This is a genomic window from Gudongella ferriphila (assembly GCF_046224405.1).
Taxonomy (GTDB): domain Bacteria; phylum Bacillota; class Clostridia; order Tissierellales; family Tissierellaceae; genus Gudongella.
In genome coordinates this window covers 256619-272381 of sequence record NZ_JBJXRK010000001.1, presented here as the reverse complement: position 1 = coordinate 272381, position 15763 = coordinate 256619, and the positions used below count along the sequence as shown (strand labels likewise).

15 protein-coding genes are annotated in these 15763 nt (G+C 45.0%); 14 read left to right on the top strand and 1 reads right to left on the bottom strand.

Annotation, left to right across the window (positions count from 1 at the left end; all coding sequences use genetic code 11):
- Positions 1-45 precede the first annotated feature (45 nt).
- From alr to ACKVDP_RS01325, 5 genes are all read left to right on the top strand, one after another.
- Entirely contained in the window at positions 46-1221 is a 1176-nt protein-coding gene (gene alr, locus ACKVDP_RS01345; RefSeq protein WP_409226990.1) for an alanine racemase, read from the top strand.
- Between the two features lie 92 nt (positions 1222-1313).
- Positions 1314-1547: a hypothetical protein gene (locus ACKVDP_RS01340; RefSeq protein ID WP_409226989.1), complete on the top strand. Its 234-nt coding sequence runs from the start codon at positions 1314-1316 to the stop codon at positions 1545-1547.
- Positions 1544-1891, top strand: a complete 348-nt coding sequence (locus tag ACKVDP_RS01335; RefSeq protein WP_409226987.1) for a type II toxin-antitoxin system PemK/MazF family toxin — start codon at positions 1544-1546, stop codon at positions 1889-1891. Before ACKVDP_RS01340 ends, ACKVDP_RS01335 begins: the two co-directional genes overlap by 4 nt.
- A gap of 247 nt (positions 1892-2138) precedes the next feature.
- Positions 2139-2804: a bifunctional 2-keto-4-hydroxyglutarate aldolase/2-keto-3-deoxy-6-phosphogluconate aldolase gene (locus ACKVDP_RS01330; RefSeq protein WP_409226986.1), complete on the top strand. Its 666-nt coding sequence runs from the start codon at positions 2139-2141 to the stop codon at positions 2802-2804.
- Positions 2801-3823 (top strand): PfkB family carbohydrate kinase, encoded by a 1023-nt coding sequence (locus ACKVDP_RS01325; RefSeq protein ID WP_409226985.1) that lies wholly within the window; start codon positions 2801-2803, stop codon positions 3821-3823. Before ACKVDP_RS01330 ends, ACKVDP_RS01325 begins: the two co-directional genes overlap by 4 nt.
- A gap of 51 nt (positions 3824-3874) precedes the next feature.
- Here the strand turns inward: ACKVDP_RS01325 and ACKVDP_RS01320 are convergent, their stop codons facing one another.
- A complete protein-coding gene (locus tag ACKVDP_RS01320) occupies positions 3875-5038 on the bottom strand; it encodes a pyridoxal phosphate-dependent aminotransferase (protein WP_409226984.1) in 1164 nt (387 codons plus the stop codon).
- Between the two features lie 143 nt (positions 5039-5181).
- Between ACKVDP_RS01320 and ACKVDP_RS01315 the strand changes: the two genes are divergently transcribed.
- Genes ACKVDP_RS01315 through tkt form a run of 9 tightly spaced genes read left to right on the top strand, consistent with a single transcriptional unit; the run spans position 5182 to position 15731 of the window.
- A complete protein-coding gene (locus ACKVDP_RS01315; RefSeq protein ID WP_409226983.1) occupies positions 5182-5640 on the top strand; it encodes a hypothetical protein in 459 nt (152 codons plus the stop codon).
- A 32-nt stretch (positions 5641-5672) separates the two neighbouring features.
- Positions 5673-6947 carry a nucleotide sugar dehydrogenase gene (locus tag ACKVDP_RS01310; protein ID WP_409226982.1) on the top strand — a complete coding sequence of 425 codons (1275 nt, stop codon included), beginning with the start codon at positions 5673-5675 and terminating at the stop codon, positions 6945-6947.
- Positions 6947-8209, top strand: a complete 1263-nt coding sequence (locus ACKVDP_RS01305) for a glycosyltransferase family 4 protein (RefSeq protein ID WP_409226981.1) — start codon at positions 6947-6949, stop codon at positions 8207-8209. The genes ACKVDP_RS01310 and ACKVDP_RS01305 overlap by 1 nt, the downstream gene beginning before the upstream one ends.
- A 13-nt stretch (positions 8210-8222) precedes the next feature.
- Positions 8223-8690: a DUF4330 family protein gene (locus ACKVDP_RS01300; RefSeq protein WP_409226980.1), complete on the top strand. Its 468-nt coding sequence runs from the start codon at positions 8223-8225 to the stop codon at positions 8688-8690.
- Positions 8687-9181, top strand: a complete 495-nt coding sequence (locus ACKVDP_RS01295; RefSeq protein ID WP_409226979.1) for a DUF4330 domain-containing protein — start codon at positions 8687-8689, stop codon at positions 9179-9181. The genes ACKVDP_RS01300 and ACKVDP_RS01295 overlap by 4 nt, the downstream gene beginning before the upstream one ends.
- 1 nt (position 9182) lies before the next feature.
- Positions 9183-10745, top strand: coding sequence for an O-antigen ligase family protein (locus tag ACKVDP_RS01290; RefSeq protein ID WP_409226978.1), 1563 nt, complete (start codon positions 9183-9185; stop codon positions 10743-10745).
- Positions 10746-10763: 18 nt separating this feature from the next.
- Positions 10764-12968 carry a polysaccharide pyruvyl transferase CsaB gene (csaB, locus tag ACKVDP_RS01285; protein WP_409226977.1) on the top strand — a complete coding sequence of 735 codons (2205 nt, stop codon included), beginning with the start codon at positions 10764-10766 and terminating at the stop codon, positions 12966-12968.
- A gap of 4 nt (positions 12969-12972) precedes the next feature.
- Positions 12973-13761: a WecB/TagA/CpsF family glycosyltransferase gene (locus ACKVDP_RS01280; protein WP_409226976.1), complete on the top strand. Its 789-nt coding sequence runs from the start codon at positions 12973-12975 to the stop codon at positions 13759-13761.
- On the top strand, positions 13758-15731 hold the full coding sequence (gene tkt / locus ACKVDP_RS01275) for a transketolase (protein ID WP_409226975.1): 1974 nt from the start codon (positions 13758-13760) through the stop codon (positions 15729-15731). Before ACKVDP_RS01280 ends, tkt begins: the two co-directional genes overlap by 4 nt.
- Positions 15732-15763 lie beyond the last annotated feature (32 nt).

Genomic DNA, 15763 nt, shown 5'->3' with positions numbered 1-15763 from the left:
AATCAGTTGATATAATATTGTCACAAATAATACAAGGAGGTACCCATGGATAGATTCTATGATGTAAGACCCACATATGTGGAGATAAACCTGGATAACCTTTCTCACAACTTCAGGGAAATTCAGAAGATGGTAAAGGAAGGTACTATTGTGATGCCTGTCATCAAGGCAAACGGCTATGGGCATGGATCAGTTGAACTGGGGAGGATGTACAGGGAACTAGGGGCTGATAGGGTGGCAGTGTCCCTTTTGAATGAAGGAATAGAGCTAAGAAGAGCTGGGCTTGACCTTCCCATTCTCATACTTAACTACACTCCCGGTGAGCAGATGAAGGAGGTTGCAGCCTATGATTTGACACAGGCAATCTATAGGTACGAGGATGCAAAGGCTCTTTCCCATGCAGCAAAAGAGATGGGGAAAACTGCAAAGCTGCACATAAAGATAGACACTGGAATGGGAAGACTGGGATTTCAGCCAACAGAGGAATCTGTGGAGGAGATACTTAAGTTGAAGGACCTTGAGAACATAGACGTGGAGGGAATATTCACCCACTTCGCCAAGGCGGATGAACTGGACAAGTCTGTTACCAGGGAACAGTACAGGAAGTATACCTGGATCCTAGAGGAGCTTGAAAAGAATGGCTTCAGCCCCCCCATCAAGCACGTTTCAAATTCAGCTGCCATAATCGACCTTCCTGAATACAATCTTGATATGGTAAGGCCTGGCATAATGCTTTATGGCTACTATCCATCTGAGGAAGTGGACAAGTCAAGAATAAAGCTGAAGCCTGCAATGACCCTTAAGGCAGTAGTTTCAAACATAAAGACAGTGCCTGAGGGAACCGGCATCAGCTATGGTCATCTCTACAAGGCACCAAGGGAATCCATAATTGCAACAGTTCCAATTGGCTATGCAGATGGCTATACCAGAATGCTTACAGGAAAGGCTGAAGCCTATGTAGGTGGTGGGATAGCTCCTGTTGCTGGTAAGATATGCATGGACCAGCTTATGCTGGATGTCACCCATATTCCAGATGTGGAAATTGGTGATGAGGTAATCTTCTTTGGAGAAGGCAGGGAGGACTATCCTAGCGTGGAGCAGGTGGCCCATAAGTTGGGCACAGTAAACTACGAAATCATATGCATGATGAGCAGAAGGCTTCCAAGGGTATATAAAAAAGAGGGAAAGGTAATTAAGACCCTTGATTATTTGCTGGGATAGACAATGAATCATTGACATGGTTTTTATTATAGCGATATAATTAAAATACACTGATATTTCTCTAAGTACACATGAAAGGGGGGGTTAACCGAATGAGCGAAAGAGACGATTGTCTCCCTATGGTTATAGAAGATAACTTGGAGCTTTTTGACAAAGTGGTTGCCCTATGCAATCACAGCGAGTTCCACTGCAAAAAATACCGAGAGTTTATGAGAGGGTATCTCGAGGTAAACCAGTTAAACATAACCCTCGCTGAAATGGGTCTTGAGGAAGACATTTCTGACCTGATGGGATATGAATCTTCACTGGAGTATGAAAAGCTATGATAGTGAAGAGAGGAGACATATATTATGCCGACCTGAGCCCGGTTATTGGTTCTGAGCAGGGTGGTGTACGGCCGATTCTGGTAGTACAGAATGATGTGGGGAACAAGTACAGTCCCACAATCATCATTGCCGCCATCACCTCTCAGATCAATAAGGCCAGACTCCCGACCCACGTTGAAATAACAGCACAGGATTTCGGTCTTCCAAAGGATTCGGTGGTGCTGCTTGAGCAGATTAGGACCATTGACAAAAAAAGGCTTAGAGAGAAGATTGGTAAGTTTGATGAGGATATGATGAGAAAGGTCGACCAGGCACTTAAAATCAGTGTTGGCCTTGGAAACTAGAAGGATCCTCCTACATATTATATTCATGGACGGGAATCACCCCTTGGCAATATTGCCTATATGGATTCCAGCATGGATAAAAAGCAGCTTCGGAGTTTTGTAATTCCGGAGCTGCTTTTTTAATCCAATGGTAAAACAGCAACACAGCCGCAAAGATTTAATTGATTAATGCATCATAGCTTGATAGAATCACTATGAAACGGTGTATTGCAGAACAGAACTAAAATAATTATGGTAGGTGATAAGTATGATTCAAAGGATCAATACCCTGACCAGAATATGGGAGGCAGGAATTGTTGCGGTGGTAAGGGCTGACAATTGGGAAACTGCAGAAAAAATAGCAAGAGCATGCATTGCCGGAGGAATACCCGCTATCGAAATTACTTTTACGGTACCGGGAGCTGCCAAGGTGATTGAGGAATTGAGAAGGTCAATCCCCAAGGAAGAATTGATAATTGGAGCCGGAACGGTTCTTGACAGTGAAACAGCAAGAATTGCAATACTTGCAGGTGCTGAGTATATTGTAAGCCCTGGGTTTGACAAGGATACCGCAAGACTCTGCAACAGATACCAGATTCCCTACATGCCAGGGTGCATGACCATTACTGAGATAATAAGAGCCATGGAAGCAGGGGCAGATGTTATCAAGGTATTCCCTGGAAGTGTTGTTGGGCCGGATTATATAAAGGCAGTCAAGGGACCTTTGCCACAAGCTTCTTTGATGCCAACCGGGGGAGTGAACCTTGAGAATGTGGACCAGTGGATCAGTAATGGTTGTATAGCTGTTGGAGTGGGTGGAGAGCTTACATCAGGTGCCAAGACCGGAGATTATGACAAGGTTACGAAGACGGCAATTGAGTTTGTTAAAAAAATAAAGGCAGCCAGAGCTGAAAAAGGGGGGAATCTGCAATGAAAAGGGTGGTTACCTTAGGTGAGATAATGTTAAGGCTTTCTACGCCGGGCTTTAACAGGTTTGTCCAATCAGACAGCTTTGATGTAAACTACGGGGGTGGAGAGGCCAATGTGTGCGTATCCCTTGCAAATTATGGTCTGGAAGCCAGGTTTGTGACAAAGGTCCCGGACAACGAAATAGGGCAGAGTGCAATTAATTCCCTTAGAAGGTATGGAGTCGTCACCGACCATATAGCAATGGGAGGCGACAGGCTGGGAATATATTTTCTGGAAAGTGGTGCTTCCCAGAGGCCGTCAAAGGTGATCTATGATAGAAGGTACTCGTCAATTTCACAGGCTGATCCGTCAGACTTCAATTGGGAGGAAATCTTCAATGGGGCAGACTGGTTTCATTTCACTGGGATAACACCTGCCCTTGGTGACAAGGCGGCAGCATTGACACTGGAGGCTTGCAGGATGGCCAACGAAATGGGATTGACAGTGTCTGTGGATCTTAACTTCAGAAAGAAGCTGTGGACCTCAGAGAAGGCAAATGAGGTAATGTCAGGGCTTATGAAGTATGTCCATGTCTGCATAGGAAATGAGGAGGATGCTGAAAAGGTATTTGAAATCAAGGCAAGCGGTACAGATGTGAACTCAGGGATAATAGACCATTTGGAATATGAAGGGGTTGCCAAACAGCTGATGGAGAGGTTCGGCTTTAAATATGTGGCATCAACCCTAAGGGAAAGCCATTCAGCATCAGACAACGGGTGGTCTGCAACCATATTTGACGGAGAAAAATCCTACCTTTCAAAGAAATACCATGTACATATTGTGGACAGGGTTGGTGGAGGAGACTCCTTTGCAAGTGGACTCATATACGGAATGGTTACTGAAAAACCAATTCAGGAGGCCCTTGAGTTTGCAGTGGCGGCTTCGGCATTGAAGCATACAATACCCGGAGACTTCAATCTGGTTAGTCCATCTGAGGTAAAAGCCCTTATGGGTGGAGACGGGTCGGGTCGAGTACAAAGATAGTGTAACCTAATGACGGGGGCAGAATTCTGCCCCCGTCAATTTAAGCTAAAGTTATTTTTTCAAAGACTCCATAAATCTATTAATTCGTTTAAAGGCTTCTCGCAGGTCATTATCAGACCCTGCAAATACAATCCTTACATAGCCTTCTCCCATGGAGCCAAAGGCCGATCCGGGAACCACAAGAACCTGCTCCTGAACAACCAGCCTCTCCGCAAATTCCTGTGAAGTCATTCCTGAGCTTTTTATGTTTACAAATGCATAGAAGCTTCCTGGGGATCCCTTGTATTCAAGACCTTTTATGCCGTTAATCTCCTCAATGACAATGTCTCTTTTTCTGGAGTATTCCTCCTGCATGTATTTCACAGATTCTCCACTGTTTTCAATGGCCTCCACTGCAGCATCCTGAATAAAATGAGAAACGCAGGAGGCGATGCCCTCCTGGATTTTAGGCATTGAGCCAATGATTTTTTGGCAGCCTACAACATAGCCTATTCGCCAGCCTGTCATTGCATATGTTTTTGACAAGCTGTTGATCACCAGGACATTTTCTCTAATCTCGGGAAACTGAGAGATGCTGTGGTGCCTATGGCCATCGAATATGATTTCTTCGTAAACTTCATCGGAAATTACAAATAGATCATATTTTTTTACGACCTCCGCTATTTCTGCCAGATCGTCTCTTGACAGGACAGAGCCCAGCGGATTGCTAGGTGAATTAAGTATCAATACCTTAGTCTTTTCGGTGATTGCATTTTCGATGTCCTTTGCCTGGATATTGAAGCTATGCTTCTCATAGATGGGAACCTTTACGGCCTTGGCCCCCAGAATCACTGTTTGTCCCTCGTAATTGGGATATCCTGGATCAGGAATCAGAACCTCGTCACCGGGATTCACAGTTGCCAATAAAGCCAGGAATATTGCTTCCATCCCGCCAATTGCAACCATAACATTATCATGGGTGTAATGCTCTCCAATCAGCCTGTTGTATTTTTCTGCAATTGCCTTTCTCAGTTCTGGGATACCTGCATTTGATACATAGTGAGTATTATTGTTGTCCAATGACATTTTTGCAGCATTCTTGATGTTTGCAGGTGTGTCAAATGCAGGCTCACCAACTGTAAGGCTTATTACATTGTCATACTTCCCTGCAAGCTCAAACATCTTTCTGATTCCAGATGCAGGGTAGTTCTGCGTTACCTTGGATAGCTCCTTCAATAAAATCCCTCCCATACAATAATTCCACATAATAAGCACACAATGGCCAGATGTGGGTGACATTTACCGTCTATTTATAGTATAATGTAATTTGGCTAACTATGAAACGAAAAACCAATCCAAATTATGCGAGGAGTGTTTATATGAAATTTAAAAAGACAATTGTGACTCTGGGAGTGGCAGGACTATTGCTTGGATCAACCGTTGTATTTTCCGAGCCGGGAAGTGAATCAGATCCCATAGTATCCTTAAGCTATCTGAATATAAAGCTTGAGGAAATAAGGGATTACATAGATGAAAAGCTTGATGACAGAACTGAAGCGCCAGTGGCGGGGGATGCTCTTGTGGTTGTTGAGCTTCAAAGCGGACAGGTCCTTGAAGGGGAGGCTGGAACCGAGATCATAAAGAGAAGTGGAGAGGCTGTTGCCATAGCTTCAAGACTTGGGGGACTTTCAGATGTTACTGCTGGTACTGACATTGCAGATGGCGGCAATGTTCCAACAAACCATATGTTGATAGTACCCAGAAGTGATGGTAGGGGAATATTTGTAACCAAGGACAAGACATTTGTCATGGTCCGTGGAGCATATAATATTAGATAGGTCCATGGAAGGACCAATTTGGAGGTATATTTATGAAAGATAAGAGAGTAACAATCGTAGGGCTTGGTTACATTGGACTTCCCACAGCTGCAGTAATGGCAAGGGCTGGAATGGACGTACTGGGCTATGACCTTAACAAGAGGGTCATTAATGCCCTGAACGAAGGAGAGATAATAATTGAGGAACCAGGCTTGTCAGACCTTGTTAATGAAATGGTAAGTGCGGGAAGGCTAAGGGGAATATCCTCCCTTGAGGAATCCGATGTCTTCATAATCGCTGTACCAACTCCAATTACCGAGGATAAAAAGGCAGATATGAGCTATGTGGAGAGTGCAGCTGAGGAAATTGCACCTCACCTGAAGCCTGGGAACATAGTGGTTCTTGAATCCACATCGCCACCGGGAGCAACTGAGGAAATGGTGGCTCCCATACTTGCCAGGTCAGGGCTAAAGATAGGAGAGGAAATATTTGTGGCTCACTCTCCTGAAAGGGTACTTCCCGGAAAGATCATCCAGGAGCTGGTACAGAATGACAGGATTATAGGGGGAATAAATCCTGAATCCACAGAGGCAGTAAAGGAGATTTACAGGACCTTTGTAAAGGGTGAAATCTATACCACGGATTCCAAGACTGCAGAAATGTGCAAATTGATGGAGAACACCTTCAGGGATGTGAACATAGCACTTGCAAACGAGCTTGCAATCCTCGCTGAGAACATGGGAATAGACGCCTGGGAGGTAATCAGGTTTGCAAACAAGCATCCAAGGGTCAACCTTCATCAGCCAGGTCCAGGGGTAGGAGGCCATTGTATAGCAGTTGACCCATGGTTTGTCATAGAGAACCATCCTGAAGGAAGGCTTATCAGACAGGCCAGGGACATAAATGATGGAATGCCTGACAAGGTACTCCACAGGATCCTCCAGCTTGTTCAGGATGAGGAAGCAAAGGTTGCAATACTTGGGGTGACATACAAGCCGGATGTTGACGATACAAGGGAAAGTCCAATCCTTAAGCTGGTGGATGGATTGCTTCAAAGGACCAAGCTGCAGGTTGCTATTCACGATCCACACGTTGACAGGGAGGTATTCCCCTACAGCGGAAGACTTTATGACAAAATTGAGGATACTGTAAAGGATGCAGACCTGATAGTGTTGGGTGTAAATCATTTCGAATACAGCACACTTGATTTTTCGGAGCTTGGTAAGCTTATGAAGAGTAAAAAGGTTTATGATACGAGGAACTACCTGAATCAAAAGGAACTTGCCCAGGGAGGGTTTCAGGTAACGGTATTAGGCAGGGGTAACTGATGGAGAAGGTATTGATAATAGCAAATGAGTTCCCTCCAATGGGAGGAGCCGGGGTTCAGAGAACAACAAAATTCGTCAAGTATCTTGGGGATTTCGACTTTGAACCGGTAGTGGTTACAAAGGAACATGTGGCTGACCTAAGTGATTGGAGCCTTTTGGAGGACATTCCAGATAATGTTGAAATAAAGAGACTCAAGCCCTATGACACCGTAAACAGGAAAGGGATCTTAAGGCTGCCCATGAAATTTTTGGGCACGAGAATAATGTCCCCAGATTCTGAATATTTTTGGTATCTGCTCAATAGGGACAAGGTGCTTGATATGGTGAAAGAGGAGGGAATCAAGCTGGTCTATTCCACATCCTTTCCATATTCATCCCATCTATTGGGCTTGTATTTAAGGAGGAATCTGACAGACATAAAATGGGTCGCAGACTTCAGGGATGAATGGACCAACAATCCCTACCACAGGGACAGCATCTATAAAAGGATCAAGTTCAAGGGAGAAAAGAGAATGGAGCTTCAGGTAACTGAGGGATGTGACTATTTCATTACCAACACCCCCCTGATGCTCGAGAATTTTGTCGCAGACAACAGCTCTCTTCTGGGAAGATCCACCTTTATCCCAAACGGGTATGATGAGGAAGACTTTCAAGGCCTTAAAAATGAAAGGGACGGCGGAAATAAATTTGTTGTGACCTATACCGGGTCACTTTATGGCAGACGAAACCTTGACGAATTCATGGATGGCCTGAAGCTTGCCATCCAAAAGGGAGAAATTGAAAGGAAGGATCTGGAAATACGGATTGTTGGGAATATATACGATTCCGTTATAGACGCCTATGCAGCAAAATATGATCTGGAAGGGCAGATAAAATCCTATGGATATCTCCCACACAAGGAGAGCATACAGATGCTTTTCAATTCAGACATAATTCTTCTGGTAATAGGCAAGGGCAAGGGCTCAAGAAACTTCTACACAGGTAAGATATTTGAGTATATACGCTCTGACCGTCCTGTGCTGGCAATCGTTCCAGAGGATGGAGTTGCTGCCCAGGTCATCAGGGAAACCAAGACAGGGACTGTTGTGGATCCTGAGGATATATCAGGGGTTGCAGAAACATTAGTGGAGTATTACAGCCAGTGGAAGCAGGGTAATATTGAACACAGCCCTGATTGGGATAATGTCAGGAAATACAGCAGGAAATCCCAGACTGGAAAACTTGCGGAAATATTTTTGGAGCAACTCCAAGAGAAGAGGTAGAAAGGGGCAAATTATGAAGAGAAAGTGGAATTGGATCGATACGGTGGTTGTGGTCCTGGTGATTGCAGCAGCGGTATTGTTCCTTAACAGGGAGAGGTTAACTGGAGGAATTTCAGCCGGACCATCCAACACAAGGGATATTGTAATGACTGTTGAGGTTGATGAACTGAAGCCTGATATGGTTACAGACCTTAAGGTGGGGGACCAGATATTTTCCCAATATAGAATTCAGAATGCAACAATAAGAGAGATAGATACCAGACCCATGGAAATAAAGGCAGTTAACAGCCAGGGGGAGGCTCAGGTTTTTGAAAGTCAGGATCTGGTAACCCTTCGGGCGGTAATTGATGCCCAGGTTGTAACCAGCGGACCGTACATGGACCTTGGTGGCCAGGAAGTCAAGGTAGGTCTTACATTTGTGCTCAAAACCACAGAGTTTGAGGCAATGAGCGACATAAAGAGTATTGAGGTGGGACAATGAAGATAATAAATAAAGAGGGTAAGGTATTTAACAGGATAAATATTTTGGATTTGATATTTGTCGCAGCCATTGTACTGCTTTTGTTTTTGTCTGCAATAAAAATCATGGGCAAGGACATCGAGGACATAGGGTCATCGGCTGAATCAGTACAGGTCAGATTTGTTGCATCCATACCATATGAAAAGGGATACCTTGATTCCATCAACATTGGAGACACTATTGGTGAAACAAAGCAGTACCTTCAGGCAGAGGTTGTCCATGTTGAGATAGTGCCAGTCTATGAAACCAATCTGGACTGGGAGGGTAATCCGGTAAGGTCAGTTGATCCAACAATGGAGGAGGCAAGGGTGACGATAGAGGGAACCCTTCCCTATGAGAGTATGAGCTATAAGCTTGGTGCCCAGGAAATAAGACAGGGCAAGATAATTTTCATTGAAAGTGACTTCTATAGACTTAAGGGGCAGATAGAGACCATAGAGGTTGTGAATTAGTATGGGAATCAAAGATACCTTAAAAAACAGCTTTTTTATAGGCTTGCTTATGAAAATTAAATATTTTGCGGAAAACAGCTTCATATTCAGCATGGAGCTGAACAAGGATGGGAATGCCGCCAGGAAGGAGCACAAATCCTGGATATACAGCAGTCTCTTCTACAGATTGCTTGCGAGGCTTGATAACCTTGCAAGGATGATTGAAGAAAAGATTCATACAGGGGTAAAAGGGAGCAAACTCCTTGGTTGGTCACTGAAGGAAGATAAATCCCTGGCCAGACCATCAGAAGCTGGAGGGATACTGGGAAACAGTTTAATCTACAAAGGCTTCTCTGCGGCCTTTAACTCACCCAAGTGGTCGGACCTGCTGATGCTGCTGCCGGTTCTCTATGTGGCGGTGGATTATGTTGTAAGAAGGCTTCCAGTAATCAATATGCTTGGATCCGTGTGGGATGAGCTGCTTCTTCTGTTTATGGCAGGAGTTTTCATACTCAAGAGAATTGCCAGCGGTGGAAGGATAAGGTACAATTTTGGTCCCATGGACCTTCCTGTCATAATCTACATCATCCTCGGGGTTAGCCACGTTCTCATCAAGGCTCCTGATCTCGGGATTGCCATTGAGGGTTTCAGGTCAGTGTTCCAGCACATTCTGTGGTACTTCATAGCAACTCAGTATATCAGGACCATAAGGGATTCAGAAAGAGTAATGAATGTTATGATGGCTCTTGGTCTGTTTCTGGGGCTGCATGCGATTTATCAATACCTTGTTAAGGTACCCATGCCTGGAAACTGGGTTGATACGGCTGAAAACATTACAACCAGGGCATTTTCCATAATTGGTAGCCCCAATATACTTGGAGTGATCTTTGTTCTTTATATACCAATTGGAGTGGCTATGGCACTTGCTGCAGAAACTATCATGGGGAAGGTCTACTATGGAGGGGTTTCCCTTGTAATGATTGCGGGACTTCTGTTCACAATGTCCAGAGGTGCTTGGCTTGCATTTGCCTTCGCAGCGGGAATATTCGTAATAATACTTGTTCCCAAGCTGATAATTCCATTTGCAGGTCTTGGAGGGGCATTCGTGTTGTTTGGAGGAGCATTATCCGACAGACTCCTCTATATGCTGTCTCCTGTGTACCTTATGAAATCGGCAGCCGGTGGAAGGCTCTACAGGTGGAACATAGGACTGGAGATATGGAGAAGGGACACAACCTTTGGAATGGGTCTTGGGAGATACGGTGGAGCCGTCGCCATGAACAATAACCTTACACCCTTCTACCTGGACAACTATTACCTGAAGACCTTGACTGAGATGGGAATCTATGGAATAGGGGCACTACTGTTCGTGATTATTTCGTTTATTGCATCCACAGCAAGAATAATCAGAAGTCAGACTGTTCTTAGGTATAAGATTATGGTGATTGGACTTTTTGCAGGGGCAATGGGAGTGCTTGCACAGAACTTTGTTGAAAATATTTTTGAGGTTCCTGCAATGATAGCGTACTTCTGGATAACAGTGGCACTAATTAATACCTACAGTCCTAGCGGAGAGGCTGAATAGGATGAAAGGAGAATACCATTGAAGGTACTTCACTTAATAAGCGGTGGCGATACAGGTGGTGCTAAGACACATATTATAGCCCTGCTAAAAGGATTGAACAAGGAAATTGATGCACAGATAATTTGCTTTATTGAAGACACCTTTTACGATGACGTGGTAAAGGCGGGAATACCTATCAAGGTATTCAAGCAAAAGAGCAGGTCCGACCTGACCATCATCAGCAGATTGGTGGATGAGATCCAGGAGAAGGGCTATGATCTGATCCATTGCCATGGGGCAAGGGCAAATTTCATTGCACAGTTTCTTAAAGGCAAGGTAAAGAAACCATTTATCACAACAATCCATAGCGACTACAAGCTTGACTTCAAGGACAACTTTTACAAAAGGCTTGTATATACGACCCTGAACACAATAGCTTTGAGACGCTTTGACTACTATATAGGGGTGTCAGACCTGTTCAGAAAGATGCTGGTGGACAGGGGCTTCAGGCGGGACAGGATTTTTGTTACCTATAACGGCATTGACTGTGATTCCCAGGAAAGCTACGTACCCAGGGAAGAATTTCTGGCAAGATACGGCATTGAGAACAGAGGGCAAACCTTTGTTGGCATTGCTGCAAGGCTTGACAAGGTGAAGGATCACGTGACCTTTATTGAGGCTGCCAAGCTTGTTCTTCAGGAGGAGGACGCCACCTTCCTAATTGCCGGTGAAGGTGGGGAGACGGAGTATCTTCAGGAGCTTACAAGAAGGTATGGAATCCAGGATAAGGTTAAATTCCTGGGCTATGTGCAGGATCCATATTCCTTCTTCAATGCAATTGACATAAATACCCTTACCTCCGTCAGCGAAAGCTTCCCCTATGTTATACTTGAAGGTGCAAAAATGATGAAGCCAGTTGTCACCACCCAGGTGGGAGGAGTCCATATGCTTGTTGAAAACGGTGAGAACGGCTACCTGGTTCCCGTTGGAAACGAGGTTATACTAAGGGACCGCCTACTGAAGCTCATCAGGGATGAAGAACTAAGGGAGGAAATGGGCAGAAAGCTTTTTATGGCTGTAAGAAGAAAGTTCTCATACGCCGCCATGGCTGAGTCTCATATAAGAATTTATGAGAAAATACTTCATGGTGGCCCCAATGTGGTCATGAGCGGTTATTTTGGCTTTGACAACAGCGGAGATGATGCCATACTAAAGGCAATAGTGAAGGATATGAAGGAATACAACAGACTTGTGAGGATAAATGTCCTCTCGAAGGATCCTGACAAAACTGAAAGCATATGTCCGGTGGTTTCCTCAGACCGGTTCAAGATAAGGGATGTCTACAAGTCCCTCAGGGATTCTGATATCCTTATCAGCGGTGGAGGAAGTCTGCTTCAGGATGTCACATCAACAAGGTCACTCTTGTACTATCTTGCACTGATGAGGCTGGCATTTCTGTTGAAAAAGCCGGTAATGGTCTATGCCAATGGGATAGGACCTGTGAATAAGCCATTTAACCGTTTCCTGACAAAGAACACACTGAACAGGGTCCAGCAGATTACCTTAAGGGACAGGGGGTCTCTTGAGTACATTGAAAGGATGGGTGTAACAAACAGGAATGTTAAGGTCACAGCCGACCCGGTGTTCACATTGGAGGCTGCAGACAACAACAGGGTTAACCAGATATTTGTAAATGAAGGGATATATCCCAAAAAGCCTCTTGTGGGGGTCTCAGTCAGGTACTGGAAGGATGACAGAAATCTAGCCCGGGAAATTAGCAAGGGACTTCAGGAAATCATAGATGAAAAGAATGTTGAGGTTCTTCTTATCCCAATGCATTACCCGGAAGATCTGGAAATATGTCAAAGAATAAGGGGAGCGGTTGACAGGGAGGACTGCCATATCCTCCAGGCCAAATACACAGCTGAGGAAATCATGGGCATCATCGGGAAATTGGAGATGATGGTTGCAATGAGGCTACATTCCCTTATTTATGCTGCCACAAGAAAGGTGCCCATGATGGGACTCATATATGATCCCAAGGTGGAAGGGCTGCTTAGGGAGCTGGAGATACCCTATTCATTGTCAGTTGACAACCTGGATGCTGATAGCTTCAAGGAAGTATTTGATGCAGCCTGGAATGATCTGGACAACATGAGGGAAAACATCAGTGAAAAAGAGGAAAGACTCAAGGGGCTGGCCCAGGAAAACATTGAGCTGGCTTTTAGAATAACAGGCAGGTGATTGGATGGATAGAGCTGATAAAGTTGATATATTTGGGGTAGAAATACAGAATACAACCCTTTCAGAGTTGGTCGACAATCTGGAGGAGTCACTTGCAAGGGGAAGGTTCTGCAAGGTGTTCACCCCAAACACTGAAATAGTAATGGCTGCGAAAAAGTCCGAAAGTCTAAAAGCTGAGCTCAACAAGGGAACCCATGTGATTCCTGACGGAATAGGTCTTATCTACGGTGCAAAAATGAGGGGGATAACCCTGAAGGAACGGGTTACAGGCTATGACACATCAATGGAGTTGCTCCGTATTGCTGACCAGAATAAATATGGGCTGTATCTTCTTGGAGGCAGGGAAGGTATTGCTGAGGAGGCAAAACGGCAGCTTCAAAAGGATTATCCTGGAATCAGGGTAACGGGCTGTCATCACGGATACTTCAAGGGAAGCCACACAGGTTATGGATTCACACCACAGGAGCAGGAGATAATCAAGGAAATAAAGGACTCTGGAACTGATATTCTGTTTGTTGGATTTGGTTTTCCCAGACAGGAAATCTGGATTAACACCCATGGTGAAAATCTTGGGGTGAAGGTGGCAATTGGAAACGGAGGAGTCATTGATATCCTTGCGGGGCAGGCTAGAAGAGCTCCGGATATCTTCATAAAGTTGGGACTTGAATGGTTTTATCGTCTTGTGACAAATCCTTCAAGAATAAAGAGACAAGTGGTTCTTCCACTTTTTCTGGTGGAGGTAGCCCTTAACGGAAAATCGATTCATAAAATTAGTAAGGAGGACAAGCAATGAATATTGATCAGTTAAGTATTGATACCATAAGGATGCTTTCAGCGGAGGGGGTGGAAAAGGCAAATTCAGGTCATCCCGGACTTCCTTTGGGAGCTGCACCCATGGCATATACACTATGGAGCAAGGTGATGAACCACAACGGAAAGAACCCAGACTGGACAAACAGGGACAGGTTTATCCTTTCGGCAGGCCATGGGTCCATGCTGCTGTATTCACTTCTGCATCTTTTCCAGTATGGGCTTCAAATGGAGGATATAAAAGATTTCAGACAGCTGGACAGCAAGACACCAGGACACCCTGAGTACGGCCATACACAAGGTGTTGAATCCACAACCGGACCACTTGGCCAGGGAATTGCAACTGCAGTTGGAATGGCCATGGCAGAGGCTCATCTTGCGGCTAACTTCAACACTGATGACATGAAGGTAATTGACCATTACACATATGTTTTGGCAGGAGATGGAGACCTGATGGAGGGGATAAGCAATGAAGCTTCATCTCTGGCGGGCACACTTGGACTTGGAAAGCTAATAGTCCTTTACGATTCAAACTCAATCTCAATAGAGGGAAGCACCGACCTTGCATTCACTGAGAACGTAAGAGGAAGATATGAAGCCCTTGGGTGGGATACCATACTTGTTCAGGATGGGACAGACATTGATGCGATTGAAAAGGCAATCAGGGAAGCCAAGGAGAATCTCCATAAGCCTACACTGATTGAGGTTATTACAAACATTGGCTATGGAACTGAGAAGCAGGACACTGCAAAGGCCCATGGGGAACCTCTTGGAGAACACAATATGGAGGTGCTTAAGAAGAACCTGAAGTGGGAGTATGAACCCTTCTTTGTACCTGAGGAAGTAAAATCACACATGGAGGACCTTGTCTCAGAAGGTCAGGAAAAGGAAGCTCAGTGGAATCAGCTACTTGAGGAGTATGGGAAATCATACCCCGAAAAGGCCAAGGAACTTCAGGGATGGCTTTCAGGGAAGGTTCCTGAGGAGTATCTTGAATCAGATGAGTTCTGGTCCTTTGACAAGGCAGTTGCAACCAGAGCAGCATCTGGTACTATTATAAACAGGCTTGCGGAAAAAATGCCCAATCTATTTGGTGGATCAGCAGATCTGGCGCCTTCAAACAAGACAAACATGAGCTCACGGGAAGTATTCTCAAAGGATAGCTACGCAGGATCAAATATTCATTTTGGAGTGAGGGAGCACGGCATGGGTGCAGCCCTCAATGGAATGGCCCTTCATGGGGGGGTTAAGCCATATGGAGGAACCTTCTTCATATTCACTGATTATATGAAGCCAGCTATGAGACTTGCATCCCTCATGGAGCTTCCAGTGACCTATGTCCTCACCCATGACAGCATCGGCGTTGGAGAGGATGGTCCCACCCATCAGCCAGTTGAGCAGTTGGCAGTCTTCAGGGCCCAGCCAAACTTTATTGATTTCAGACCTGCAGATGCAAGAGAGACAGCTGCCGGATGGTATGTTGCAATGAAAAGCGAAAGGACACCAGTTGGACTGATTCTAACCAGACAGGGACTTCCGCTACTTGAAGGAACAGGAAAGGAAGCGATTAAGGGAGGGTACGTCCTTAAGAAGGAGAAGAAGGAGCTACAGCTGATCCTAATGGCATCCGGTTCTGAAACCAGCCTTGTTTACCAAGCGGCTGACAAGCTGGAAGAAGAAGGAATAGGAACAAGGGTTGTAAGCATGCCTTCCTGGGAATTGTTTGAGCAGCAGACGGAGGATTACAGGAAAGAGGTACTGCCATCTTACGTGCGTGCAAGACTTGCAGTGGAGGCAGGGAGCTCATTGGGCTGGCACAAATACACCGGTTTGGACGGAGATGTGATTTCTCTTGATAGATTTGGTGGATCAGCCCCTGCAGACCAGCTGTTCGAAAAGTTTGGTTTCACAGTTGAAAATGTAGTTGAAAAGGCAAAGGCACTTGTGAAATAGCAAAAAACAAAGAAGCAGCTAGAAAATTTTCT

Coding starts and splice junctions, on each gene's coding strand:
- ACKVDP_RS01335 (WP_409226987.1), top strand. CDS start 1,544: ATGATAGTGAAGAGAGGAGACATATATTATGCCGACCTGAGCCCGGTT.
- ACKVDP_RS01315 (WP_409226983.1), top strand. CDS start 5,182: ATGAAATTTAAAAAGACAATTGTGACTCTGGGAGTGGCAGGACTATTG.
- ACKVDP_RS01300 (WP_409226980.1), top strand. CDS start 8,223: ATGAAGAGAAAGTGGAATTGGATCGATACGGTGGTTGTGGTCCTGGTG.
- ACKVDP_RS01340 (WP_409226989.1), top strand. CDS start 1,314: ATGAGCGAAAGAGACGATTGTCTCCCTATGGTTATAGAAGATAACTTG.
- ACKVDP_RS01325 (WP_409226985.1), top strand. CDS start 2,801: ATGAAAAGGGTGGTTACCTTAGGTGAGATAATGTTAAGGCTTTCTACG.
- ACKVDP_RS01290 (WP_409226978.1), top strand. CDS start 9,183: ATGGGAATCAAAGATACCTTAAAAAACAGCTTTTTTATAGGCTTGCTT.
- ACKVDP_RS01330 (WP_409226986.1), top strand. CDS start 2,139: ATGATTCAAAGGATCAATACCCTGACCAGAATATGGGAGGCAGGAATT.
- ACKVDP_RS01295 (WP_409226979.1), top strand. CDS start 8,687: ATGAAGATAATAAATAAAGAGGGTAAGGTATTTAACAGGATAAATATT.
- alr (WP_409226990.1), top strand. CDS start 46: ATGGATAGATTCTATGATGTAAGACCCACATATGTGGAGATAAACCTG.
- tkt (WP_409226975.1), top strand. CDS start 13,758: ATGAATATTGATCAGTTAAGTATTGATACCATAAGGATGCTTTCAGCG.
- ACKVDP_RS01310 (WP_409226982.1), top strand. CDS start 5,673: ATGAAAGATAAGAGAGTAACAATCGTAGGGCTTGGTTACATTGGACTT.
- ACKVDP_RS01305 (WP_409226981.1), top strand. CDS start 6,947: ATGGAGAAGGTATTGATAATAGCAAATGAGTTCCCTCCAATGGGAGGA.
- ACKVDP_RS01280 (WP_409226976.1), top strand. CDS start 12,973: ATGGATAGAGCTGATAAAGTTGATATATTTGGGGTAGAAATACAGAAT.